The 23,924-nt window shown below is 32.6% G+C and carries 21 protein-coding genes; 2 read left to right on the forward strand and 19 right to left on the reverse strand.

The features are described from left to right. Positions 1-344: 344 nt before the first annotated feature. The 11 genes from KHA94_RS22095 to KHA94_RS22145 all read right to left on the reverse strand — a co-directional run bounded on the left by KHA94_RS22095 (position 345) and on the right by KHA94_RS22145 (position 11,088). Positions 345-920, reverse strand: coding sequence for a DUF2238 domain-containing protein (locus KHA94_RS22095; RefSeq protein ID WP_213104274.1), 576 nt, complete (start codon positions 918-920; stop codon positions 345-347). An 898-nt stretch (positions 921-1,818) separates the two neighbouring features. After that, entirely contained in the window at positions 1,819-2,028 is a 210-nt protein-coding gene (locus KHA94_RS22100) for a hypothetical protein (protein WP_213104275.1), read from the reverse strand. 149 nt (positions 2,029-2,177) lie between these two features. Next, complete coding sequence (locus KHA94_RS22105; RefSeq protein ID WP_213104276.1) at positions 2,178-2,858, reverse strand: HAD family hydrolase; 681 nt, start codon at positions 2,856-2,858, stop codon at positions 2,178-2,180. Between the two features lie 257 nt (positions 2,859-3,115). Beyond that, a complete protein-coding gene (locus tag KHA94_RS22110; protein ID WP_213104277.1) occupies positions 3,116-3,451 on the reverse strand; it encodes a hypothetical protein in 336 nt (111 codons plus the stop codon). 404 nt (positions 3,452-3,855) lie between these two features. Continuing rightward, positions 3,856-4,773, reverse strand: a complete 918-nt coding sequence (locus tag KHA94_RS22115) for a phosphotransferase (RefSeq protein ID WP_213104278.1) — start codon at positions 4,771-4,773, stop codon at positions 3,856-3,858. Between the two features lie 288 nt (positions 4,774-5,061). Continuing rightward, a complete protein-coding gene (locus KHA94_RS22120) occupies positions 5,062-5,427 on the reverse strand; it encodes a hypothetical protein (protein WP_213104279.1) in 366 nt (121 codons plus the stop codon). A gap of 278 nt (positions 5,428-5,705) precedes the next feature. Continuing rightward, positions 5,706-6,236, reverse strand: coding sequence for a GNAT family N-acetyltransferase (locus KHA94_RS22125; protein ID WP_213104280.1), 531 nt, complete (start codon positions 6,234-6,236; stop codon positions 5,706-5,708). Between the two features lie 517 nt (positions 6,237-6,753). After that, the gene (locus KHA94_RS22130) at positions 6,754-7,770 is read right to left on the reverse strand and encodes an aminoglycoside phosphotransferase family protein (RefSeq protein ID WP_213104281.1); all 1,017 of its coding nucleotides are present in this window, start codon (positions 7,768-7,770) and stop codon (positions 6,754-6,756) included. 354 nt (positions 7,771-8,124) lie between these two features. Then, positions 8,125-8,658, reverse strand: a complete 534-nt coding sequence (locus KHA94_RS22135; protein ID WP_213104282.1) for a GrpB family protein — start codon at positions 8,656-8,658, stop codon at positions 8,125-8,127. A gap of 1,168 nt (positions 8,659-9,826) precedes the next feature. Beyond that, positions 9,827-10,369, reverse strand: coding sequence for a hypothetical protein (locus tag KHA94_RS22140; protein ID WP_213104283.1), 543 nt, complete (start codon positions 10,367-10,369; stop codon positions 9,827-9,829). 212 nt (positions 10,370-10,581) lie between these two features. Beyond that, positions 10,582-11,088 (reverse strand): hypothetical protein, encoded by a 507-nt coding sequence (locus KHA94_RS22145; RefSeq protein ID WP_213104284.1) that lies wholly within the window; start codon positions 11,086-11,088, stop codon positions 10,582-10,584. Positions 11,089-11,480: 392 nt separating this feature from the next. Between KHA94_RS22145 and KHA94_RS22150 the strand changes: the two genes are divergently transcribed. Beyond that, positions 11,481-11,975 (forward strand): SRPBCC family protein, encoded by a 495-nt coding sequence (locus KHA94_RS22150; protein ID WP_213104285.1) that lies wholly within the window; start codon positions 11,481-11,483, stop codon positions 11,973-11,975. 449 nt (positions 11,976-12,424) lie between these two features. Here the strand turns inward: KHA94_RS22150 and KHA94_RS22155 are convergent, their stop codons facing one another. Further along, positions 12,425-13,618: a toll/interleukin-1 receptor domain-containing protein gene (locus tag KHA94_RS22155; protein ID WP_213104286.1), complete on the reverse strand. Its 1,194-nt coding sequence runs from the start codon at positions 13,616-13,618 to the stop codon at positions 12,425-12,427. 352 nt (positions 13,619-13,970) lie between these two features. Here KHA94_RS22155 and KHA94_RS22165 point away from each other — a divergent pair. Further along, positions 13,971-15,130 (forward strand): IS3 family transposase gene (locus KHA94_RS22165; RefSeq protein ID WP_249365496.1). Its coding sequence is split into 2 segments (ribosomal slippage): positions 13,971-14,232 and positions 14,232-15,130, totalling 1,161 coding nucleotides; the frame shifts between segments, so codons are not numbered across the junction. 224 nt (positions 15,131-15,354) lie between these two features. Here KHA94_RS22165 and KHA94_RS22170 read toward each other — a convergent pair. The 7 genes from KHA94_RS22170 to KHA94_RS22200 form a co-directional block, all read right to left on the reverse strand. Beyond that, positions 15,355-17,229 carry an SLOG domain-containing protein gene (locus tag KHA94_RS22170; RefSeq protein ID WP_213104287.1) on the reverse strand — a complete coding sequence of 625 codons (1,875 nt, stop codon included), beginning with the start codon at positions 17,227-17,229 and terminating at the stop codon, positions 15,355-15,357. A gap of 393 nt (positions 17,230-17,622) precedes the next feature. Next, complete coding sequence (locus tag KHA94_RS22175) at positions 17,623-18,249, reverse strand: TIR domain-containing protein (RefSeq protein ID WP_213104288.1); 627 nt, start codon at positions 18,247-18,249, stop codon at positions 17,623-17,625. Between the two features lie 10 nt (positions 18,250-18,259). Then, positions 18,260-18,685: a hypothetical protein gene (locus tag KHA94_RS22180; protein WP_213104289.1), complete on the reverse strand. Its 426-nt coding sequence runs from the start codon at positions 18,683-18,685 to the stop codon at positions 18,260-18,262. A 131-nt stretch (positions 18,686-18,816) separates the two neighbouring features. Continuing rightward, positions 18,817-19,044: a hypothetical protein gene (locus KHA94_RS22185; RefSeq protein ID WP_213104290.1), complete on the reverse strand. Its 228-nt coding sequence runs from the start codon at positions 19,042-19,044 to the stop codon at positions 18,817-18,819. A gap of 320 nt (positions 19,045-19,364) precedes the next feature. After that, entirely contained in the window at positions 19,365-19,910 is a 546-nt protein-coding gene (gene lepB / locus KHA94_RS22190; protein WP_213104291.1) for a signal peptidase I, read from the reverse strand. A 635-nt stretch (positions 19,911-20,545) separates the two neighbouring features. Continuing rightward, positions 20,546-20,734, reverse strand: coding sequence for an amino acid transporter (locus tag KHA94_RS22195; RefSeq protein WP_213104292.1), 189 nt, complete (start codon positions 20,732-20,734; stop codon positions 20,546-20,548). Between the two features lie 273 nt (positions 20,735-21,007). Further along, the gene (locus KHA94_RS22200; protein WP_213104293.1) at positions 21,008-23,923 is read right to left on the reverse strand and encodes an AAA family ATPase; all 2,916 of its coding nucleotides are present in this window, start codon (positions 23,921-23,923) and stop codon (positions 21,008-21,010) included. Position 23,924 lies beyond the last annotated feature (1 nt).

The raw sequence follows: 23,924 nt of genomic DNA on the forward strand, positions 1-23,924 counted from the left end.
TTTACCTACAGTACATAATATTTTGCTACGGAACAGTTCTAATTTCCGATAACAAAAGTGTTGGTTTGGAATAAAGTTTGTTCAAAAATGTTTTGCAAACCCTTATTTAGTGAGAACCAAAAAGAATCCATTTTGAAAAAAGATGTGCTATTTCACAAAAAGCGGTGATGAATCACTTAAAAAAGTTTGTTCTTCTAAATAAAACATCAAAAATCAAGTCTTTCATGCATTTGTAGATTCATATAATAAGCGATTCCTGCTTTCATCATACTCTATTAGCTATTCTATACAAATATTAAATACAAAAAAGAGTACCGTCCGTAATAGACGATACCCCTTTAGCTTCATTTCTTGCTATGACTTCTTATAATAAAAGCGGATGCGATGATACCTCCGATTAATCCATCAATCATATCAAACATCGTATCATCATGATCTCGACCTTGTGCTGTGAAATGAAACAGTTTATCACCAGCAAATTCAAGAAGTTCCCATGCTCCTGCGATTGCTAGCGCAAATAAAATAATATACAACCCAATAAAGAACTTAGGAAGCTGATTAATAATAGTTTTTCCTACTAATAGCCCCATTATGATCCATGCTCCACATCCAATCCATATCCCTGAAGTTAAATGCAGAAAATCATCAAAATGAGGAATGCTATAAAATCCACCAAACGTTCCCAATCCTACAGCAATAAAAATAAACACATATGTCATTCCGGCAAAGAAATCTGGAAATGCATAACGTGACTTTTTTTGCCAAATACCAATTGCAATTAAGCTAACTATCGTTAACAATCCCATGAAAGCCTTCGTTCCTCTACCATCAAACAACATATATGCACTCCATACCGCAATAATGATAAAGACTGCCCACCAAATCATTCTAACTATATTACTTGCTTTTTTACTTTCCATTCTAATATCCTTTCCCTCACCTATATTTCATTTGTATAAAAACAACACAATGAATGTTCTCAAAACTAATAAATTATTATATTAAAAAAGTATCATACTATTAGCAGTTAAGCTAAGTAAAAAATTATATAATCGTCCAAAAGCATTATTTACCCTTTACTTTTATCTTCAACTTGCTTCCGCAAAAAAAGAGAACATCGCTCTGTTCTCTTCCTTGAAAATAATAAATATTAAACTGATGACTTAGCTTTACACTTAACTGATCACAACCAGACTTTTTTATTTAAGTACATACTTTATTGTTTAAGGACAATATTTTTTAGATGTGTACACTGCCCCACTGCCAGTTCCTCGACCCTCTTTAATCCACTTATCAATTTTAGATGTTCTTTTTCTTTTCGACACAAAAACACCCCTTTAGATAATCATATCCAAAGGGGTGAAACGGTCCAACTTTTCAAAAAATGGCATGACACCCTCGTATTGACCTAAAAAATGTTGAGCGACAGGATCATAGTATTGAATATAATGCTTCATTATCTTGTTAAAATTCTTTTCTGTAAGTTCTTCATTTCTATGTTTGTGATGATACAAACAATTAGCCTCGATAGAATGTAATAAAAAATGTAAGGGATAATGCTTAGGTGCTTTCTACCTTCAAGTACCTCATGTATTAGATTTGAAACTAATACTGAGTAGTCTCTAGGATTATATTTTTTTAACATCGATTGAGCTGCTCTCTAAACTCATCTGCCTCGTGTTTGATTCGGTAATCTATATTCTTCATTATTTACTCCTTGTCAGAAACAATAAATTATAATTTATATGCTTTTTGGATAGGTTCATTACGAAGACTTATAATTCCCTTTCCATTCTGTTCTGAAATTAAAATATATGGTCAATTCAGATAGATATAATCCATGCTAACATTTAATTCACCAGTAAGTTGATTACTACTAGTAGCTTCCTCGATTGAAAAGTTTTTTAATTTTTCAGTGATAGAAAAAATATCAAGAACACGTTGTCCTTTTAAATAAAAACCATCTGGTCGATTTTCAAATATTATACTTTCACGCTCAGTTTCAATCACAAAATGATTTTGTAACATTCTTTAAAACCTTTTTCCCTGGCTAATCAAGCAACTGGATGTTTAATTGTAAACCACCTATCTGCTAAAGATTCCCCCCCCTGTGTTATCGTAATTCAACAATAGCGCCCTTTAACGGAATAACATCTGCGCTTCTATCCGTTAGTTTATCAAGACTCAATTAATTGTTTGTTTAAATTTTTGATAATTAAGGGTAATGCCGCAAAATCATCTATAATAATATCTGCTTTGACATTTTCCCATTGAAAATCTTTTTTCCAAATTCCTTTCATCCCTACATTTTGAGCAGCTTTCACGTCATTTTCTGGGTGGTCTCCAACAAATATACTTTCATTAGCTGAAACATTCAGTAGCTCCAAGGCTCTTTTAAATATTTGAGGGGAAGGTTTTTTTATTCCTTCCCACTCAGAAACTAAAATAGTTTTAAAGTACTTTTCAATACCTAAAGCCTTTATATTATCTATCTGAAACTGCCCATATCCATTTGTAATTATTCCTAATAATAGGTTGCTCTTTCTCAAATCTTCTAACATACTTAGTAGATTAGGAAAAGGAACGCAACTATGCTTAAATTCGCTTATATAATCCCCAAGTAAAACTTCCCAATTAACACCAGTTATTTCAAATTCATCGACTAATTGTTGATACACTTTATCTTTCCAAACATACCCACGACTATCCAACTCTATGAATCTTATGGTGTATTTCTCTTTTGGAATATGCCCTACCCATTTATTCAATCGCTTGTATTGATTATCAATAAACTTTTTAACTGATTCATCCCGATTTAACAAGGTTCCATCTAAATCAAATATGACAGCCTTAATCATTTTACAACCTCTCCCAAGAAACATAATTCTTTTTTATTTCTTTATCATTAACTTAAAAACCTTCTTAAAGTATCTGTCTCAAATATAAAAAGGACTCTCGTTCATATTAATGAATCGCGCCCGATTCCAGGAAGAGCAAGATAATGATTATGAATTGCTACATTAAGCTAGTTTAACTAACGCATCTGTTAAGTGATTAATTTCTATCCAGAGAAAACCACCGTATTTTGAATAATGATAAAGTCTCTGATTTAGTATTATCTTGAGATGATTTCTTCAGTAATAAAAAAACAAAAAGAAGCAATTAAACTGTACACACCAATAAATCCAAATATGGTAAAAATCCCACCAAAGATTAAGTAAATAAGAAATTTAATTAAAGTTTTCACTGCTTTCTGATTAATCTTTTTGGCAAAATAATTTGCAAGGAGTGATACTCCGATTCCATATGTAAATATTCCAAGAGCAAATATTATAAAAACAAGCACTAGAACACCTTTATCGATGTCCTTATAAAAAATTAGATATGTAATTAGCGTTGCCAAAACAGTTGAAATGGTCGCTATAATTAATTTTCTTAATACCCGATTCAAAAAGAAACACCTCTTTACTAGTAATAGTTTTATATAAATATTCTATTATTAGTGGACTAATACCTTGTTCAACTAAGGGCCAGATAGTTTAAGTACAATTTTTCAGAAACACCATACTATCATTACCATAAGTATTCAAATGGCCCTTTTGTGGAACATGAAAAAATCCTGTATATCAACACAGGATTTTTATCGATCTTTATTTTAAATTATCAAACTTTTAAAACTTATCAAGACCTAAATTAAAAAAGTATAGATAAATTAAAGGACATAACATATTTTATATGACTAATATGTTATGTCCTTTTCTCATACAACTAATTGGCAGTTAATTGAATAAGAAAGAGACACCTATTAAACAATCGCGCCCGTTTGTAGAATAAACTTTGCTTTAATCGTAGTGTTCAGGCTAGTGGTTTTTTCATTTCGTACTGAATGATTTTTATTGCCTCTTCTACCATCTCGCTACTGTTTCTTTTTATGCCTTCTAATAATAGTACAACGTTATCGGCCAGCAGAAAAAAAGAGAGCTTTCGCAGCTTATGTTGAACGTTTTCATCCCCTCTCATTGCCATCACTTTTTTTGTGAATACTTCTCCACACTCTTCGAACAAATATAAATATTCATAATCAGGGTCACCAATCCTTATGTCACCAAAATCGATGACTCCAGTTAGTTTTTGCCTCTTTTGGTCAAATAATAAATGTTCCAACGATAAATCGGCATGAAGGAGCTTAGGTGAGTATCTGAAGTAGTCTTTATTTTCCAGGTATGTTTTAAATCGAAAAGAAATATATGTTTGCATTTCTTGACCAATTTTAGTAAAAACTTTTTCCTTCACCTCATGAAATATCTCGAAGTAATCTTGATGGAAGTTACTTTCTTGTATATTTAAATCCTTCGCTTGTTCAACACAGAATGAACTGATCTGATCCATAAACTCTGCGATTTGATAGGCGATTTCGTCCTTTGTTCCCGATGATAATGAGTGAAATAGTTGTTCATTCATAGGCACTCCAGGCAATATTTCATAGCCGACAAAAGGATATCCATTATCTTGTTTCCCACAATAAATAAATTGAGGTATATTTAGGGAGATATGTTTTTTTAGGTTCGGTAACGCTTTTATTTCTTTTTCTGTATCAATCGCTCCGTCTTTTTCCTTTGGAAATCGAAATACGAACTTATGATTGATCAGGTATGCACGATTCATCCAACCTTCACCAAGTTTTATTGTATGATCAATTTTCACGTTTTCAAAATTTTTTAAAATCGTTTCTTTAACCCTTCCAACCTCGTCATTCTCGATTATACTATCCACCGTATTTTTTCTCCTTTTTAATTAAAATGGTCCATTCCAGTTTATAGGTAAAAATCTTTAAACAACCACATAAGTAATATTTTACGTTTAAAACTATTTAGCATAATAATATTTGCTATTTTTCGTGACTATTACCCATAACGATAATCTAACCCTATAGCTAAAGAAGGTACAATTCTTTTTCCAGAAATGCGCCCTTTACTTGAATAACAATGGTGTGTTTTCAATCCTGAAATAACTTAATTATTTTAGAACTAAAGCCCCAGTTACTCCATTTAGTTAGATGAGTTATTCATTGGAAAGATCATCAATCGCTTTAACAGCTAGCTCCAACGCTTTAATTCTTCTTTCTAAAAGCGTTCTTTGGGGACTACCTACCTTTAACTTAGCATAACTGTTCTCAATTGATGGAAATAAACCAGTAAGAACATTGCGAGTTTCTGCTAAATCTTCCATGGTGTAATGATGGGGTCTTTGATTCCAAACGTTTTCGAGCATGGCTAAGCCGATGTAACTAGCTTTGAGTCGTTTCTTTAATAAGGTGGTATTTGCGCCTTTCTGAGTCATTGTAGCCAAGGAGTTTTCGAGTTTTCTGATTGTCGATTGGAAGGATTTTATTGATTCCAATTTATCTACATTTGATACGTTTTCCATGTTAGTACCGTCCTCCCTTCGTCTCTGCATTATTTGCTTGAACTTATAAGTCTCTAGGAACCTGATTTCTCTTGCAATATTTTAACATTGATACCGATTCTCTCAGAAGGGGAATCTTCAAGAATCTGGCCCTTATATTGCAAAAGCACTTTCCTTATTACAGGAAAGCGCCCTTTAACGGAAGATCATTTAACAGTATTAAGAACCTTCTGCAATATCCATGATCAATTACCACTTATTACATTTCAGAATCTTTCTTCATCTATGTTTCCTTTAAGTTAGTATGGAAAGTTATCTTCTATTATTGTTTTGGTATTGTTCTCCCAGTCTTCTCTTATCAGTGCATATCCAACAGAATCAAATAATTGTCCGCTTTGTCTCCAGGATCTACGGTTATAAGATTCTTTTACAAATCCGCTATTAAAGAACGTTTTTCTCATCGCAAAATTATCATATCTTGTATGACCTTCGATTCTAATAATATGAGTGTAATTATTGAATACATAAGTACTTAACCAATCAAGGACATGCTTTGCTATTCCTTTGCCTCTAACCTTTTCTTTCAATCGCAAATCGAATAAACATATGGGATCTTCTAAATCAAAAATTCTTATTAAACCAATTTTTGTATGATTATCCATGATCCAAAATGTTTGGTTCCCATTTTCGTTATAATTTCCGTTGGCTAAATTTTCTCTTATAGACTCCTCAGTAGGATTCTCCTGTCCATGAAAACTCCATGTTTCTGATGTTAAAAATTCTACTAATTCATCAACCATTTTATTTTCAAACTCTAAATATGTGTACATCGTTCTCCCCCTTGAATGGCTACCTTCAATTAATTAAATCCACATATATGAAATTCTTTCACCTACATTATAACGTTTTCTTACTAAACTAACCTTCATCAATTAGTTTAGTAAAATCTTCACAATTTTAATGATATATTCAAACTCGAATACTCTAATTGACGAATAAGTTCCTCAATAATCTGGCCCGATTGTGGAACATGAAAAAATCCTGTATATCAACACAGGATTTTTATCGATCTTTATTTTAAATTATCAAACTTTTAAAACTTATCAAGACCTAAATTAAAAAGTATAGATAAATTAAAGGACATAACATATTTTATATGACTAATATGTTATGTCCTTCTCTCATACAACTAATTGGCAGTTAATTGAATAAGAAAGAGACACCTATTAAACAATCGCGCCCTTATCTTGAATAAGCATACCCTTTTTCGGGGGATATGCAAAAATACCCAAATTGACCCTTAGGGATAAACACAAAACAGGCTGATGTGATAGCCTGTTAATTTTATTAAACCATAAAGGGTATGGTTTTCATTTCATAGATTTTTTGGAGAGTATGGACATGCTTCGTCTTCTCGTCATCAGCCTCTGTGTGGAGATACCCCTCGACAAGCCTGTACCCGAATACGAGAAGGATTATCTCGTAGACACAATGATCGGAAATTCGGGATACATCCGCATACTCCGAAAAGCCTTTGTAATACGCAGGGATGCATCGTTGGTAGTGTTCGACCATGTTATCGATATCCGGTTCATCCGCGATCAGGCTTGCGAGATCCTCGCCCAGGTAGCCCCATCCGCTGGTATCCCAATCGATAAGCGCGAAATTCCCGTCAGCATAGATAAGATTGGTTACCCAGAAGTCCCGGTGACATAGAACGAGGGGCAATTTTTCAATACGAGCGAATATCTCGTCTGCTTGCTCATCGATGTCGATGAGCATTTGCCGCACGTGCAGGGGCAATTCGCAGTCTTCCGATCGTATATAATCGTAGACGACCGGCCATGACCGGTAATGCAAATACGTATTCTTCATGAGATCCGGATGGCTCAGGTTGGTCAGGCTCTGCAGCACGGCGGGTTTCTCCGCATACAGCTTGCCTTGAAAGCGCCCTAACTCCAACGCGGCCTCTTCATACATGTCACCGGTCAAGTCTAAACCGGTTACGCCATCGATATATTCCAGCCACAGATGGTATTCATTAACTTCGGCATTGAACTCGGCGTGATAACATATCGGCCAACGAAGGGCTTGCGAGAAAGTCGCTCCCAAGTCAGACGAATAGAGATCATATTCCCGGCGCCATGAACCAAGATCGCCGTAACGCTCCCATTTGTTCTGGATTTTCAGCACTATACGGTACGGCAATTTTTCGCCATCCACGGTTTCGGCGATTCCCGTTACCAGGTACACATTCCCCACAGTTCCGCCCTGTAACGGCATAGTTTGGCAGTCAGTAGAGATGATATTCGTCTTGAACCGTTGGTTTAAAGCATAAATCAGCTTTTCAAGTTCAATATTCATTTATTCCTCCATTTTCTTCTTTGTCGATGAGGAAGCGCATATTATCCTGGATATACTCGTTATCATGTTGCGGTGCATATATACATCCGGTTAACATGATTTTCTTATGGTGAATCGTTTTAAATAAATTCCCCTTTATGATTTTACATAATTTTAACAGATAAGCGTTTACATTCATATGTTTTATAAAAATTTATTAGGAAATTTAAACTTCATAAGTGAAAATCCTTCACTATAAATATCGTTTTTTTTGAAGAGGGTTGTTCAATTATATGGCCCTTTACATAAATAAGGGTACTTTCCTTGTTAGAGAAAAGTGCCCTTTTGTTGAAGAACTAAAAAGATATTTGATTGTTAATCCATTACTTTTTCTAAAATTTTTTTTATAAACTCTGTTTTACCTGACGTATAGGAAGTTCGGTCTTTCATAGTCTTTGCTAAAGTCCTTTTAATGTTTTCATACTCAGTTACTGCTTCTGGGTTATTACGAAGGTAATCTCTAAATGCTATATGCCTTGCGAGCTCTTTACTATCTTTGTTACAAACATAAAGGTGATGCTCCATCCATTTTGTACCTTTTCCATCCCAAGGAGTAGATGTATTTTTTCTTCCAAATGCTTCTCTACCTTCAAAACTCCATTCTTTTTGGTGAAAATACCCTATCTTTTCAAGTGCTTGAATAACATTAGGGAAGACATCGTAATCTTCAATTACAATATCTATATCCAAGACTGGTTTTGCTCCAAGCCCTTTGACTGAAGTGCTTCCAACGTGTTCAATATTAATAATCAAATCACTTAATGACTTACTAATTACTTGTTTTATTGATTTGAATTCCTTTATCCATTGGTCATCAAAATTAATTATTTTTATACCAGAATGAGTCAACTATTGCCTCCTATTTTTTTCATTAGTTTAGGTAATTTTCAAGATGCACCCATTAAATTCCTTCCTTATGGTCCAATAAAAAGAAAAAGTCATGTTTATAAATTTGTTCTATATCAATTACCTTCCATTTAATCTGTTTTTATTCAATTAATTGGCCCGATTGTTGAATAGAAAGACTCACATTTTTAAAGCAACTTTTTTGTCACTTAACATTACTAGTTCTTGTTCAAGTCTTGTCAGGATTTTATTCAGGCATAATAAAAACCGAAGGTTAACTGATCTGTATCAGAGAACCTTCGGTTGGGGTGATGTTACTTTTATTAAAGATACCTTATTGTAAGGTGACACCATGATGTTTTAGTTACCTATTATAAAGTAAAATTACCAACTATAATGTTGATGGACAGCTACACATGTTGACACATAAAATTCTTTGTCCATCTTCTTTCTCCTGCCTTTCCCCGCTCAAACCCTTGTCCTGCTTGCCCTCACGCCCTTTTCTCCTCCTTTTCCATTTCAGCTTAAAGAATAATAACGTTCCCACTTTTTTCACGCTTTTTCCTCATTTGTGTAACGTTTTTTCACTGAATCCGACATAATAATAACAGAGTAGAATTAAGGTTTAAGGATCGGGTTTTATCCCGCTTTCTTTCCCACTTTTACTCATGCTTTTTCTTTTTCTTTTTCGTTGCTAAACCCTGTTGTATCTTGCTTTCTCATGCTTTTCTTCATGCCTTTTCTCATGCGTTTCTCGACCTTTTCCCTACCTTTTTTCGAGCATAAAAAAGACCGAAGGTCTACCTGAATCGGATCAGGAAACCTTCGGTTTGTGAACGTTTTTTTTATTTAAGGTACTTTATTTTTGTGTAAGAAGCGGTAATATTTTCTCTACACAACACAATTGTTGCTTTAAAATAAAGTTTGATCAAATTGATACTAATAACCTTGATAAACGATCATAGAAAAGAGCGTGTTTTGAAAAAAAGATTGATCAAAACACGCTCTTAATATTTTCAGTTGGTTCATTCTTTTATAAAAAAGTTTGATCATTTCCTATCTATGTTGCACCACAATCGCGCCCGATTGCTGAATATGGAAAATGTGAAAAAAACTATCAAATGGGCATCTCAGTTAGTTAACTAAAGCACACTAACCTATTCTCAAAAACTCATTTTTTTACCATCAGGATTACATCTGCATAGAATTCACCATCTATTTCTACCTCATATCGCCACAAACCACTTATTGGTATTATAAAAGTTGCAGTAAAATGTTCTAAACTAGGATACCCATAAGATGGATCAGTTATGATTTTTGGAGGAACAACTGTAATTTTATTTCCTGTCTCTTTGTGGTAGGCATAAATAGCTAATTCTTTTCTATTAAACGTTTCAAATGGTTCAGAAAAACTGAATATATAACCAAAGGATTTTCCCGCCCTCAGACTTGGATCTTCCATAACCCTTAGTATCACTTTTCTGTTTTTTGTAAATTCATTTCGTGTATTCCAATTATCTTTGTTTGAAATTTCTCTCAAACCAGACACAATTCGTTCCTTAACAACATCATCCAAGTCTTCCACTTTTACTTCAAGTTCGTTAATTTTACTTTTATATTCAATAAGTAATGAATTTTGTTTAAATAACGCAACCCCCATAACAATATTCATTATTAACACTAAAATTAAAATGATGTTATAAGGTTTATTCATCTTTTTCCTCCTCATTACTACCTTTAATATGGCTTTATCGAATCTTCATATTTTCTTTTATTTACAAGAAATTCGACATGAAGTTGAGTTTATCCTTTATCAACAAACCTGCCACTTAGTCGAATAAGAAAAAGGATTGCCGCAGCAACCCTCAACTTCAACACTTACGCCCTTTAATAAAATAAGAAAAAATATTTATGTACCGGTATATTCTAATTTTCAGAGCATTTATCCCAGTTGAATCGCTTAATTCGAATCTTCTTGGCCTTCTTTTCATCCACTGACATAACGACCCATACTTCACCAATTTTACTTAACTTCTTTTTAACATTGTTTCCATTAATTTTCTTATAAAGAAAATAACCTTCTTTTCCTTCTAAGCCATTCTTTAAAAATAGTCGCCTTGAACCATTACTACTTCCGACAAATAAAGACTGTAGCGACATCTTGTCAGAATGGTCATTAAGCTTCTCCCCTACTTTTAACATCAAGTCATCAGATATAAATTCTTGATACTCTGATAAATCTAAGTTAAAGCTTTTAACAATATCTTTTAACACCTTATTATTAAATTCTTGATATTCTTTTTCAGATTCTTCTATACAAACGCTTTTAGGTGGTTTTTCTTCTTTTACAGAATTAGCAAAAATAGTTTCATTATTTACTCCATGAATTAAAATAATTGATATTAACAATAAATAGGAAAATTTTTTATTCATTTACATCACCCTAACTATTTTAGGCTTATTTTCACCGGATCAATATCAATTATCCTTTTTCAAACAAAATGTTTTACTTGAGTAACTCCCCATTTCCCCCCCATTCCAGATTTGGTCCTAAAATGAAAATAAGCGCTGATCCTTGTTCTCTAGGAAAGCGCCCTATTATTGAAAAAGGCACAATCCCTCTTCAAGAATTGCGCCCTATAATGGAATAAATAAAAATATGATCTCAATCAAAAAATCAATTATTTATTCTTTCATAAGCTACCCGTTACTTTAAGTACAAATCTTCACAATCTTTTCTTTTTAAATAAATCAGAAAATTCTTTATTTAACTTACTATTAATGATATTCTACAAATGAAAATAATTCCAAAAGGAGGATTTGTTTTGACAACCACTACAAATGGTAGAACCATTACTAATGAGGTTACAATTAATGCCCCCTTACATTTAGTTTGGTACGCTTGGACCATATCTGAACGAGTTTCAGAATGGTTCGCACCTGAAACAGTAGTAGAAGCTATGGAAGGTGGGGCGTATGAACTTTATTTTATTCCAGGAAATAAAACTGGTATGAATACCAAAGGTTGCAAGATTATTAAACTTGTTGATGAAAAAGAGTTACGATTCACTTGGAAAGGCCCAGATCAATTTGAATCAATAATGAATAATGAAAATGAATTAACTACTGTTAATGTTAGTCTTAAAACAGTTGATACCGATTCTACAAAAGTAATTGTTGAACATACTGGATTTAAAGAAGATAATAATTGGAAAGAAGCATTTGACTGGCATCAAATGGCTTGGTCAGGTGTTCTAAGTAGCTTAAAGTCTGCACTTGAAAAAGGTGAAGGCAGTTTATGTTGCCAACCTTTAAAATAAAATAAACTGCACAAAACCATCTATTGATTCGAATTTAATAGATGGTTTTAATATTTCGGTTCTTACTTTAGAAAAATCCCTATTAAACTGCCTGTTTAAGTATATTTCTTCACAATATCTTCCTAATTTCAGCATAATACCATAACTGGGTTGCTCCACAATCTGGCCCGATTGTGGAACAAGAAAAAATCCTGCATATCAACACAGGATTTTTAATCAAACTATATTATAAATGATCAAACTTTATTTGTAGCTTTCAATTTGTTCAAAGAAAATAAAGTGTTAGACTGGAATTGTTGATTTGAGGCGGTTTTTCGGTTGAAAAATCGTCAGCTTTTGAGAATTAAGTTTTAGACTGATTAAAATAATTTCCGAAACATCAACATTAATCTTGAAAATAAAGTATTAGACTGAATTTGTATGTACTTTTGTTGGCAACGATTCTGACCTCACTTTTTGTTGCTTTCAAAGAGCATAATGTTCTTATAATTCTTATCCAGGAACCATAGATCATTAAATTTATTAATAGAATAACACTCATTTAAAATGTCTTCTTTCCTAATTGCAAATATAGGTTTATTTAGTTCATGAGCGTAATTTAATTCATATTTCACCCATTTGGATTGCATAGAATGTTCCGATATTACAAAAATGATTGCTTTCGATTGTTCTATTCGTTTTTCTATTATTGTTCTAGTAGCTAGTCCAACTAAATTTCGTTTTAAGTAGTCATTATCATTTATCCAATCACAATAGACATTTCTCTTCCCTCGATTCAATTCTCCAATCAAATGTTGAATCTCATAAAAATCAACACTACTATGCGAAATAAAATAATCGTAAGTCTTAATTCTTTGCTCTTTTGAGTTTTGAATTCTATACTCTAGTTCTTCAGGGATTTCATTAATATTAAATCTTTCGTTAGCATACACATCTTTCAAAAATTTTCGTCGCTTCTTGTTCTTACTTGGAATGCGCATATACTTCTGTTTTCTTAATACTGCAAAATGTCCAAGCTCCTGCAAATGGTAAAAGGCCATTTCTCGCAACTGTCTATTGTATTCTGTTTCTACTTTCTTTTTAAAGAAGACAATTACTTTAGAGCAGTAGTATTTTTGTAGTTCTTTTAAAATATATATCCTATCTTTTTGTGATGTTGATTTTCTATCATATAACCCCATCAATTCATCGAGAAACAATGGTTCAACTTCCTGAGCTTTTATTTTTGCTATTGTGATTTTTTCTTGTCTCTTTTTTATTTTGGGTTCTCTTTCTTTCTTAAGACCCTCTTCTGCTGATATCTGCACCTCATGATTAAAACTATTCTTGTATGAATCAATATACTCCTTTGACAACAGCTTCCTGGTAATATTCAAACTTTCAACTAATAGTTTCGGTTCCATCATACTAAATCGAACCTTTTTTTGTAATACTTTTAGCTTTCTATCCTTAGCACAATAGTAATTATATTTTTCGGTCAATATCTGCCACTCAAATGGATAATATCTTTTTATTAATGACACTATATTAACTAAGTCATATTCTTTTGGCAAAACTAAACTGATTTTATTAACATAATTGCTGAGATCTTTCTTAATACTCACAAGTTCTTTTGTGTACATATGTTTAGTGAAACCCGACATTTTGAGTCCCCTTCAATACTTTTAGATAATGCAGTGAATCAGGCTAAGCCTTATTGAATCGCATTGATTCACCAAAACTCTTTCTGGTAATACTACTGCTAAGACTGCATTGCCTTACTTACTCTATCATTTCTTGAGAGCTTTTAATAACTAATCTCCCAGGGGATCCATTGGTCCTTCTCAGAAGTCCAATCTTTCATTTTTTTCGAGATTAATACTATAGTAATGCTACTATCATAAATTTTATCTTTTAGTTTTTTTCAAATCCATCTACGTAATGCCTTGTGATGCTAGACTAAAAAGTAGACACAGATTGTTATAATAAAATAAACAACAATAATGGGGTGTCTACATGACCAAAGGTACTGGTAAACGTTATGATGAAACATTCAAAAAAGAAACAGTGAAGTATATTCTTGAGAACAATAAACCAGTCGCACAAGTGGCTAGAGAAACTGGAATCAATATAAATACTTTACATGGATGGGTCAAGAAATATGGTGAACAGCCCGAGGTAAAGGCTGTACAAACATTTTCATCTCCAGAAGCCGAACTAAAAGCATTACAAAAACAATTGCGTGATCTGGAGGAGGAAAACGAAATTTTAAAAAAGGCGATGCACTACTTCGCGAAAAGCCCTCGGTAAAGTATGATTTTATTCATCATCATCACTCCCAATACCGAGTGGAGAAGATGTGCAAAGTCCTGGGAGTTTCTAAAAGCGGCTATTTCAAATGGATAAAACGACCAAAGAGTAGCCGACAGAAAAAGCATGAGGAACTGTCTCAACAGGTCTTGAAAACTCACATTGAATTCAAGCAACGCTATGGAAGCATAAAAATTACAAAAATGCTAAACAAGCGAGGAATAAAAGTAAGCCAGCGTACAGTTTCACGCATCATGACAAAGAATAATTGGAAATCTTGCACAACCAAAAAATATAAAGCTACGACCAATTCCAAGCACCATCATCCAATAAGTGAAAATGTGTTAAATAGACAATTTAAGGCGGACAAGCCCAACCAGTCGTGGGTTACAGATATTACGTACATCCCGACAAATGAGGGGTGGCTTTATTTGGCAAGTGTCATGGATTTGTATTCCCGCAAAATTGTCGGATGGTCTATGGATAAAACGATGACAAAGGAGCTAGTGATGAATGCTTTAAAAATGGCGTACCATCGCCAGAAGCCTGGTAATGGGCTTATTCATCACTCCGATCGTGGCGTCCAGTATGCATCAACTGAATATCAGAAACTATTAAAACAATATCAGATGATTGGCAGCATGAGCCGCAAAGGAAACTGTTACGACAACGCTTGTATCGAGTCCTTTCACGGTATTCTTAAACGTGAACTCGTTTATCAAACAAGATACAGAACAAGAAATGAAGCCAGAAAATCGATCTTTGAATATATCGAATTCTTCTATAATTCAAAGCGAATTCATTCAACTCTTGACTATCACACACCTAATGAATTCGAGAAAATGTATGTTCAAACAGTGGCATAAAATTTTCCTGCATAAAAAAGTTTAAAAATGGTTTTCTTTTAAACTTTTTTGTGCAGGCCACCAAGCGATAGCGCGGTAGAAAATCTGTGTCTATTTTCTTGACATAGTATCATTGCTTTAGTGCCTGGTTCGTCGTTTAGAGGATAAACGCTACTATCATTATATTTATATGACACTAATATCTTATTTCCCATTATCACTACCCACAATTACTTGTTTACTCATTAAATTTCTAATGTATCAAATAATTTCTTTGCCAACCTTGCATAATCTGGGCTAATCATTAATTCTCGATTAAGTTCCTCAGATAGATTGTTTGGCTTTCCCTTCCATCCTTCTCTATGGAGCTCTGAAGCAATTTCTGCTGCTCTTCCTCCAACCGACCCAATTAAGAAGACAGGAATATTTTGAGATATTGCAAGTGATATTTCCTCGTCAACACCAGGTGGAATGCCTGGCCTTAAGGTCTTCCCTCCTATTACTATCATACATGATGCATTTTCTGGTTTAATCATCGCTTTTCTCATTGCGGTCAGGCTCTTATCCCGGTCATTATCAACTTGGTCTATCCCAGTTACAGTTGCTTGAGATGACATCTCTTCAATGGTTGCTTGTGTAACAAAATGTTTTGAGATAAACAAGTGTACAGCTTGAATAAAATCATCTGGACGTCTTAGCTTTGCTTTATCAAAAATTACTTGTTGGAAAGTTGGATGTGCACCGAAAACAACGGTCCAATTTCTGTCAAGTATAGCTTCCACAAAAGCACAGAGAGCATTCCAAAGAGCTTGCTGATATTCTGGAGCACAGTCAGGAAACGCTCCCGAGATAATAACACCTTTTTTGGTCTCATCCTTGGGTAAGTTTCCCCTGAATAGAAGCTCTAGACTTGAAACATAGTCATCACACGAGTCAATAAAGTGGGGGTCCTCTAACACTTCTTCATTATTTTGCGAAGCCATTGGTGCAAGCATTAATGCTGAATCATAAACATGTCCCAACCGTGGGTGTTTTGAATAGCCCTGCTCTATAATTGAACTGGAAAACATATTCTTGTCCTCATCGCGTGGTATTCTTCCATAAAAACTAATAAGATGTGTCATTGGTCGTTGTACGTACCGGTAACCTCCGCGAGGTATATTAACCTGATACAAATAATGTCGCTGGTCTAGAACCTCAAGGGTAATCTTCCCCTCCCTTTGTAAATCACGTATACGTTGTAGATGACCAAATATATTCTTGGCATTTTCTCTAGAAATTTCAAATGCTTTATGAATAACAGAATCAACAAGATTTTGGTCAACTCTTCTCAAACCCAACTCGATTTTAGAATCTACAAAATGTGGAAAATCTGCTGGTTTTATCTTTAGGTCTACTCGATCTGTATCCTCTCCGAGTTTCACCCACACTATTGGTAAGTTCATAGTTAATGCCATCTTCAATTCTAACTCAATCCATTGAGACTCTCCGCTTAGAGGAGTGTCTAGGAAAACGACTGCATCACTCTTACGAAGATTACGTTCAATGACTTCTTGAGCATCTTCACCAACCAGTATATCACTTAAATCTCGGAATCGATCCTGAGCCCTCAAACATAACTCATCATAAAATGCTCCTGCTATTTCCTCACCATCTATTCTACGGTGACTTAAAAACAGAACCATGTTCCTTCTAGTCAATGTGGGTTGTAGTATTGAAACCACATCCCTTGCCATTGCAATAGCTACTGTTTCTAATTGTGATTGGGTCAATTTTCTGCGTTGAAGGGCATCATACACATCATAGCTTTGGGAATCTGGTATGCAACTAGGAGGTACACGATGTGCAGGAGTTATTGCGACAGGAAGAAGCTTCGCACCAGTCTCAACTGCATCTCTAAGGAATGATTGAAATGATGAAGAATAGGAATCATTTGTTCTATTAAAAAAGATAACAATATCTTCATTGATCGGCTGCATTATCGAGTGGAGTACCATTTCACTTGTAATCGGTGTCGTCTCAGCATGCTTTTCTAATTCATCTCGAAAAAACTTAAAAAAATCATTTGATATTTGTACTTCTCCTAATGTTATTCTTGGGTGAACAATATATGCTCTCACCAAACCACCTCTTATTATCCTGTGCTTTTTACTTTATTAGGTAAAAAACCCTAAGTCATTCTTAGCAATCATCTACACTATTTACTGTTAAGTTAATTACTATTATCCTTAAAACAGTATGGTCGTATTTACCTATATATCTATTATAATACATTTTTCTACATTTTATTTCATTCTTAATAACTCTCATATTTTTATTTTTTTGAAAGTAACAAAAGTTAGTAATTTCCCCAAAGGGCTTCGTTTATAAATTAAAATAAAAACCGCTCATTTGTATGAGCGGGATTTCTTTTAAAATATTATTTTAGACAATTATAAAGGCTAGTTCACAAAATCCCTTAATTCTTTCGCAAATTTCTTTATAACTATATTTCATAAATCCCATAAACTTACCTATGGTTTCATTCGCTTCACTAAATCAAATTGATCTGTCCTATTTCGTTTTTCAAGTGCTGAATCAATATAATCCTTAGGATTTTTCATAAAGTCATCGAAAGCTACTAGAGAAATATAATTATCTTTAGCAGAGTTCCATCTCCCTTCTGTTGGGCAATATTTATATGTTTTTTTGACGTTTAGCATATTTTTTCGTACTAAGTTTTCAAAATCAGTAATGGTCGTAACTTCGTCTGTTTCAGCAGAAATAACATAACTTTTAGCTTCTGGTGTATAAAGCGCAATTACTCCATTAGTGCGATTCCCAGTGCGGTCTTCTAATGAATAACGCAATTCATCATAAAGCCAATCATCATAAACATTTTTATAAGACCATGTTCCATTATCAAAAACTTGCTTTGTATTGTAATTGATTGCATTTGGTGTTAATACAACAATCGTCAATGAACAGTCTTCGAGTTTTTCATAAAGATATTTTTGAATAGTATCTTCACTCATATTCGAGCGATCTTCATCTTCAGACTTATTGATTGTGTACTGGAGTTCGTCGAATTTTTCAACAAGCTTATTTTTAAAGTCTAATCCATCAGAAAATCTAAAGGACACAAATACATTACTAGCCATAAAAACCTCCTTAGGGTTTAAAAATAAAAAGTAAAACTATTGTAATTAATGTGATACTACCATAAGTCCATCCAAGAATAGGTCTCAGGGCAGTACAAATCCCTTTTTCTTTGAAAATCGGTGTCATTTCAAAATCAATTTGGTCATCATCTTTTTTTCGCACTTCATCATATAAATTCCTAAAACCACGCTCCAAATACAAATAATAAGCGTCATGAAACCAGAACAAAAGTACAACACCAAGAATCAAAATTAAAATCAAGTAATCACTTTTAGCAAGCCAATAAGCATACATTGCACCGAATGCAGTAACCGACCATCCTTTGATAATAAATGAGTTGGAACCCATACGAGTGATAACACCCTGAATCATTTCCAAATGTTTATGTTTTTTCTCGTCAGCCATCAATCCATAGCCTTCACTTTCTCCTCGCAAAAGGCAAATTCCTTTTTACTAAATCCGTATTCATAAATCTGCTTATCTATCATACACCCCTCCAAATAAGAAATTGTTACCACTATTATACTATAATTTCCAATATTTGAAGTGGGTAATTAGCAAATCTCCTAGATTAGTTGATTGGATAGACTTTCTTTAACTCCCTCGCCTTCTACTAAAATGAAAAGCTGAGGAACTGGTGCTTTGTGGTAGCCAAGTACGCCACCTTTTTCTATGTGCATTAAGCCTATATTGATCGGTTCCACCGTCTTCATTATCTTTAAGTAAAAAGCTGAAACAGAATTGTAATTGTTAATTGCTTGACCTAACTCTTTACCGAATTTAAAAACTTCCATAACATCCTCCTATCTTTTTATACATATTTATCATACCTATATAGAGGATTATTTGGAGTAAATTTCTTCTTGATGTAACCTGCTTCGTTAATGGAATAACGATAATAAACTCTATTTTGATAGCTCCGTTACTTTAAATGTATTCCTTCACAATCTCTATTTTTTAAAATCTTACCACCGAGCGTTCTTCCACAATCTGGCCCTATAATGAAAATAAGCGCTATTCCTTCAGAAAAGCGCCCGATTGTGGAAGATTGTTATTAAAGTAAAGCTACCCTTTAGTTGAACAATTAGACCTTTTCCTCTCTAATTAGACATCCTTAATTATCAATTACTTTTATCTTTTCAATAGGATAATAAACAATTTTCGTTGTTCCCACTACCTTTTCCATAGGAACAGCCCCTATATGGCGACTATCCTTACTGTATCTTCTATTATCACCCATAACGAACAGATGTCCTTCTGGAACTACGTCTCTACCTACTGGAGTCTCTCGTAATGTAAATGAATTAGTTAATGGCCCATCGGTTACTTCTTGTTTATATTCGTCTAAATACGTTTCATCATAAGGTTTTCCATTTATATATAATATATCATCTTTATATTCAATACGGTCTCCAGGCAATCCTATTACACGTTTAATATAATCTTTATCCTCTGATGCGTGAAAAACAATAATATCAAATCTTTTCGGTTCTCCTATTTTCGTTACAATCATACGGTCTTGGTCTTGCAAGGTAGGCTCCATTGAAGCTCCGTCAACTACAATTGGTGTAAAGAAAAAAGCACGAATAATAAAAGCTAATACTATTGCAATAAAGAGAGCCTTAATCCATTCCAAGACCTCATTTCTATTTTTAGCCATTCTTTTCATCCTCTCGCATATTCAATAACTCACGAAATCCCTTCTTAGGAACATACTTCAACAAAAAAGTAAAAATTCCTTCTTTCACTATCCTGCTCTTTATTTGGGGTTCAGCCGAGATACGTGTAAAAATAGGTCATAAGTATACATTATTTACCAATAAGTGTTTTTTAGGATATTTATAACATAAACGTTCCGTTTTTGTTACAAGGAAGAGTACTTTTTGTTGCTTTAAAATAAAGTTTGATCAAATTGATACTAATAACCTTGATAAACGATCATAGAAAAGAGCGTGTTTTGAAAAAAAGATTGATCAAAACACGCTCTTAATATTTTCAGTTGGTTCATTCTTTTATAAAAAAGTTTGATCATTTCCTATCTATGTTGCACCACAATCGCGCCCGATTGTTGAAGATCTTTATGTTGTATTATTAAGGAAAAGCACCCGTTTAAGACCACTTAAACTTTCTAACGTTGTTAAAAATGGGGGAAACGTCTTGAAAATAGGCTTAGCGTTGTAAATCCGGGCTTTCGGGACGGGGCCCCAATTAGAAAAAGGGTGTGCTATATATGTACACCCTTTTTTGAAGGCTCTCAGTTTTTTCACACGACCTTAAGTGAATGTTTTCCTATTTTCATTTTATTACATTTAAAATGAAAATTATTAAAAACGCTATTATGAGAAAAAAAACAATAAAATAACCAATGTACTTAATGGGTTTTGGTAAATTCTTAAGTTTGGCATTTGAAGGGTCTGTAGCATTTCCCTCAATCTTATTAAAATGATCTATTGCATCATTAAATGGTGGCTTTTTCTCTTTCATATTATCACCCCGTTTAATTATTTTAACATATCCTTCTTAGTATAGTGTAAAACAATAGGGATAAATACTGAATATTGCTTTTTTACATTTTTTTAACAAAACAGGTAGTTAGTTGTAGCTTAAGAATAAAGTTTGATTAAATGAGTGCTACAAACATTAATTACAATATAGAAGAAACTCATTCGTTTTGAACAAAGTTTGATCAAAATGCATGGCTTTAAACTTTATAATGATTTACCTTTTATAAAAAAGATTGATTAAAACTATATCATTTTATTCTCCGGGAGACCGATACTGCTCAGATTGAATCTCTATGGCCTCTCTAGTATAAGATTGTATTTTTATATATGCATAATCATCTGAGTCTAAATTCATTTTTCTAACTGTTAGCCTAGCAAAATCCGAATCATGGGTACTAATCAGGATTTGTCTATCCTCTACTGAAACTAAATTAGACAGAACGTCTATGAAAGAATATGCATTAATATCATCTAGATTTTGGAATGGATCATCAATTCCTATTACATTTAATTTACTCCAATTTTGAGATTTATTTAAAGCTAAAAATATACTCATTGCTAATATAGTCGATTGTGCAGCGCTTAAAGTAAGACTAGCGTTTACTGAGTCTTCTATATCACTTTCGATATCTACAGACCCAATTTGATTATCTTTTAAAAGTATAAATAATTCATTTTTTTTCGTTATTAAATTAATATAGTTAAAGTAAGAATGTGGAGAAATTTGTCTAAAATAATTATTTATTGCTAAGGATAGACCATTCAAATATTCATTCACTAAAGAACTTTGTACTTGAGTATGATAAGTAAATAAACTTTTCAATTGTTCATCCATTTTGACATATTGATCAATTTGTTTTTGTAATACTAGATTTTCTTGGTCGTAATTTTCAATTTTTGATTCCATCTCTCTTAATTTAATGTCATCCATATATTTTTCTATTGTTTTTAAAAGATTTCTAGATTCAAATCTTTCATTTTTTAACAAACTAATATTTTCTATAATGAAATCTAATATCTCACTACTATTTAGTACCAGTTCACAATTAATCATCTTTTCTAATTCACTTTTAATTTGGACTAGTTGCTGCAGCTTTCTCTCTATATCTTGAATAATCTGATTCAATTCTAATATTTGTTTATCGTACTCTTGAATTTTTACTTTAGCGATATTAATATAACTTTCTATTTTATTTAGTTTTAATTGTAGCTTTCTTTGGTCCTCAATAAAATATCTGTAGCTAGTATGCTTTGCAAGGATTTCTTTCTCTTCTTCAGTAATTCTCTCTATTTTTAGCTTCAAATCATTCCATAAATCTAATCCTTTTTTAATCTCAATAAAGCCCTTATATTTATTATCATTATTCTGTTTATAATTTTGTACTTTTTTTATTTCTATTTGAATTTGCCCGATATCTTCTATATCAATTGAATTATTAAGACGCATAACTACAATTTTATTTTTCAATTCTTTTATTTCTTTTCTCAAGTTTTCTAATTCCTTCTGAGAAACTTTTAACTCTTGTTCTGTTACTTTTTGCTCCACATTCAACTTGTTTTTCTGAACCTTGTATTCATTTAGAGCTATTTCAAATCCATTTACTAACTTTTTTGAGACTTCTAACTGCATACGTATAGAATCTTTTAATTCTTCATTACTACTAAAAGTAGAACCACACACTAAACATTTTTGTTCATTACTATTTATCAAATGAGTTTGAACTTCATGTATAATCGTATTTATTTGAGACTCTAAATTACTCTTTTTCTGATTATCTAAATCTAAAATTTGCTTATCAATTATCTTAATTTTATTTTGCAAATCATTCACAAGCTTATTTTTTGGGGTGCATGCCGTTTCTAACATCTCTGCTTTACGTGTTAATAAAGTCAATTGGTTCTCATGTTCCAAAATGCTATTTTTCTCTAATAATTTCTTTAAAACATCATTATTTAATCTAAATTCTTCGATAAAATCAGATACTTTTTCATAAGTCAAACTTACATAATCTACCCCTACATTATTGGAGACAATCTCCAACTTTTTAATGATATTACTAGTGTCTACTTTTATATTTTCCTTTTCAATTTTCTTATCATCTAAATAATTATTAGTTAAAGCAATCCTTCTTAATTTCTCTCTTATTAAATCAGCTTTTTCTATACCTTTTTCACGTTTGAACTTTTTCCCTTTTAAAGTATCTATGTTGTTCTTATAGTTTATTATTTTTTCGTTATACTCTGTATCATTTACATAAATCTCTTTTTGTTCTATCTCAAATTTTAAAAAGTCGAACCTCTTTAATTCATCTTCTATAGATTCAATATACTTTTTTAAATTCTCATATTCATCTATAGTAATATCATGGAAATTTTTAGGGCTATTAAATGATTTAAGTGAGTAGTTCTGTAAGTTCCCCCAAAATGTATTAAGTTCATCTAAAATTTTCGATTTTGGTTTATTCCCATCTCTTTCACTTTGTTGCAGTTTAGGTTGGTATTCTGCATTTAACAACTCTCGTTTGTGCCTCAAATCTTCTTGTTTTGAAATAATATGATTATATTCCGTCAAATACTCTTTTTTTAACTCTTGTAAATAATCCTTAAAGTCTTGTCCATATCTTGTTAAACCTAAAATTTGTTCTAACTTAGAATATCTTTCAGTCGGTTTATTACCTCTAACAAATTCTTCTAAATTTTCCTGAGATAAAATTAAAGTTGATTCTATAAATGAAAGTAAATCAATAGAATCAAGTAAGTTAGCATCATTTACTATCTTCTCATTAACTAACAATTGGACTATTTCTTTTTGTCCTTCTCTTAACCCTAGTTGTTGACCGTTTATAAATAATTTAGTGGAACCATTCCTTTTAACAATTCTTTTAATAGTTAACTCTTTCTCACTATTAAAATATACTTCAACCGACGCTTCGTTCACGTTACTTAAATAAGCATCACTATTTATAATGTAGTTAAATTGTTGATGTTCAGACGAACCCACATATCTAGAAATCTTTCCTGAAATAACCCAATTAATCGCATCAAAAATTGTACTTTTACCATGCCCATTCGGTCCTTCTACTACAATTACCTTTTTATTTGAAAAATCAAACTCATGTACCCCTCTAAAAATGCGAAAATTGTTTAATATTATTTTTCCAATAAACATT

The organism is Cytobacillus citreus (assembly GCF_018343665.1).
In the GTDB taxonomy this organism is placed as follows: domain Bacteria; phylum Bacillota; class Bacilli; order Bacillales; family Cytobacillaceae; genus Cytobacillus; species Cytobacillus citreus.

Bases quoted from the DNA above. Each gene is read 5' to 3' on its own strand.
- KHA94_RS22175 (WP_213104288.1), bottom strand. From the start codon at position 18,249: ATGGCTAGTAATGTATTTGTGTCCTTTAGATTTTCTGATGGATTAGAC.
- KHA94_RS22095 (WP_213104274.1), bottom strand. From the start codon at position 920: ATGGAAAGTAAAAAAGCAAGTAATATAGTTAGAATGATTTGGTGGGCA.
- KHA94_RS22105 (WP_213104276.1), bottom strand. From the start codon at position 2,858: ATGATTAAGGCTGTCATATTTGATTTAGATGGAACCTTGTTAAATCGG.
- KHA94_RS22145 (WP_213104284.1), bottom strand. From the start codon at position 11,088: ATGAATAAAAAATTTTCCTATTTATTGTTAATATCAATTATTTTAATT.
- KHA94_RS22155 (WP_213104286.1), bottom strand. From the start codon at position 13,618: ATGTCGGGTTTCACTAAACATATGTACACAAAAGAACTTGTGAGTATT.
- KHA94_RS22120 (WP_213104279.1), bottom strand. From the start codon at position 5,427: ATGGAAAACGTATCAAATGTAGATAAATTGGAATCAATAAAATCCTTC.
- KHA94_RS22200 (WP_213104293.1), bottom strand. From the start codon at position 23,923: ATGTTTATTGGAAAAATAATATTAAACAATTTTCGCATTTTTAGAGGG.
- KHA94_RS22140 (WP_213104283.1), bottom strand. From the start codon at position 10,369: ATGAATAAACCTTATAACATCATTTTAATTTTAGTGTTAATAATGAAT.
- KHA94_RS22130 (WP_213104281.1), bottom strand. From the start codon at position 7,770: ATGAATATTGAACTTGAAAAGCTGATTTATGCTTTAAACCAACGGTTC.
- KHA94_RS22100 (WP_213104275.1), bottom strand. From the start codon at position 2,028: ATGTTACAAAATCATTTTGTGATTGAAACTGAGCGTGAAAGTATAATA.
- KHA94_RS22185 (WP_213104290.1), bottom strand. From the start codon at position 19,044: ATGGAAGTTTTTAAATTCGGTAAAGAGTTAGGTCAAGCAATTAACAAT.
- KHA94_RS22195 (WP_213104292.1), bottom strand. From the start codon at position 20,734: ATGAAAGAGAAAAAGCCACCATTTAATGATGCAATAGATCATTTTAAT.
- KHA94_RS22125 (WP_213104280.1), bottom strand. From the start codon at position 6,236: ATGTACACATATTTAGAGTTTGAAAATAAAATGGTTGATGAATTAGTA.
- lepB (WP_213104291.1), bottom strand. From the start codon at position 19,910: ATGGCTAAAAATAGAAATGAGGTCTTGGAATGGATTAAGGCTCTCTTT.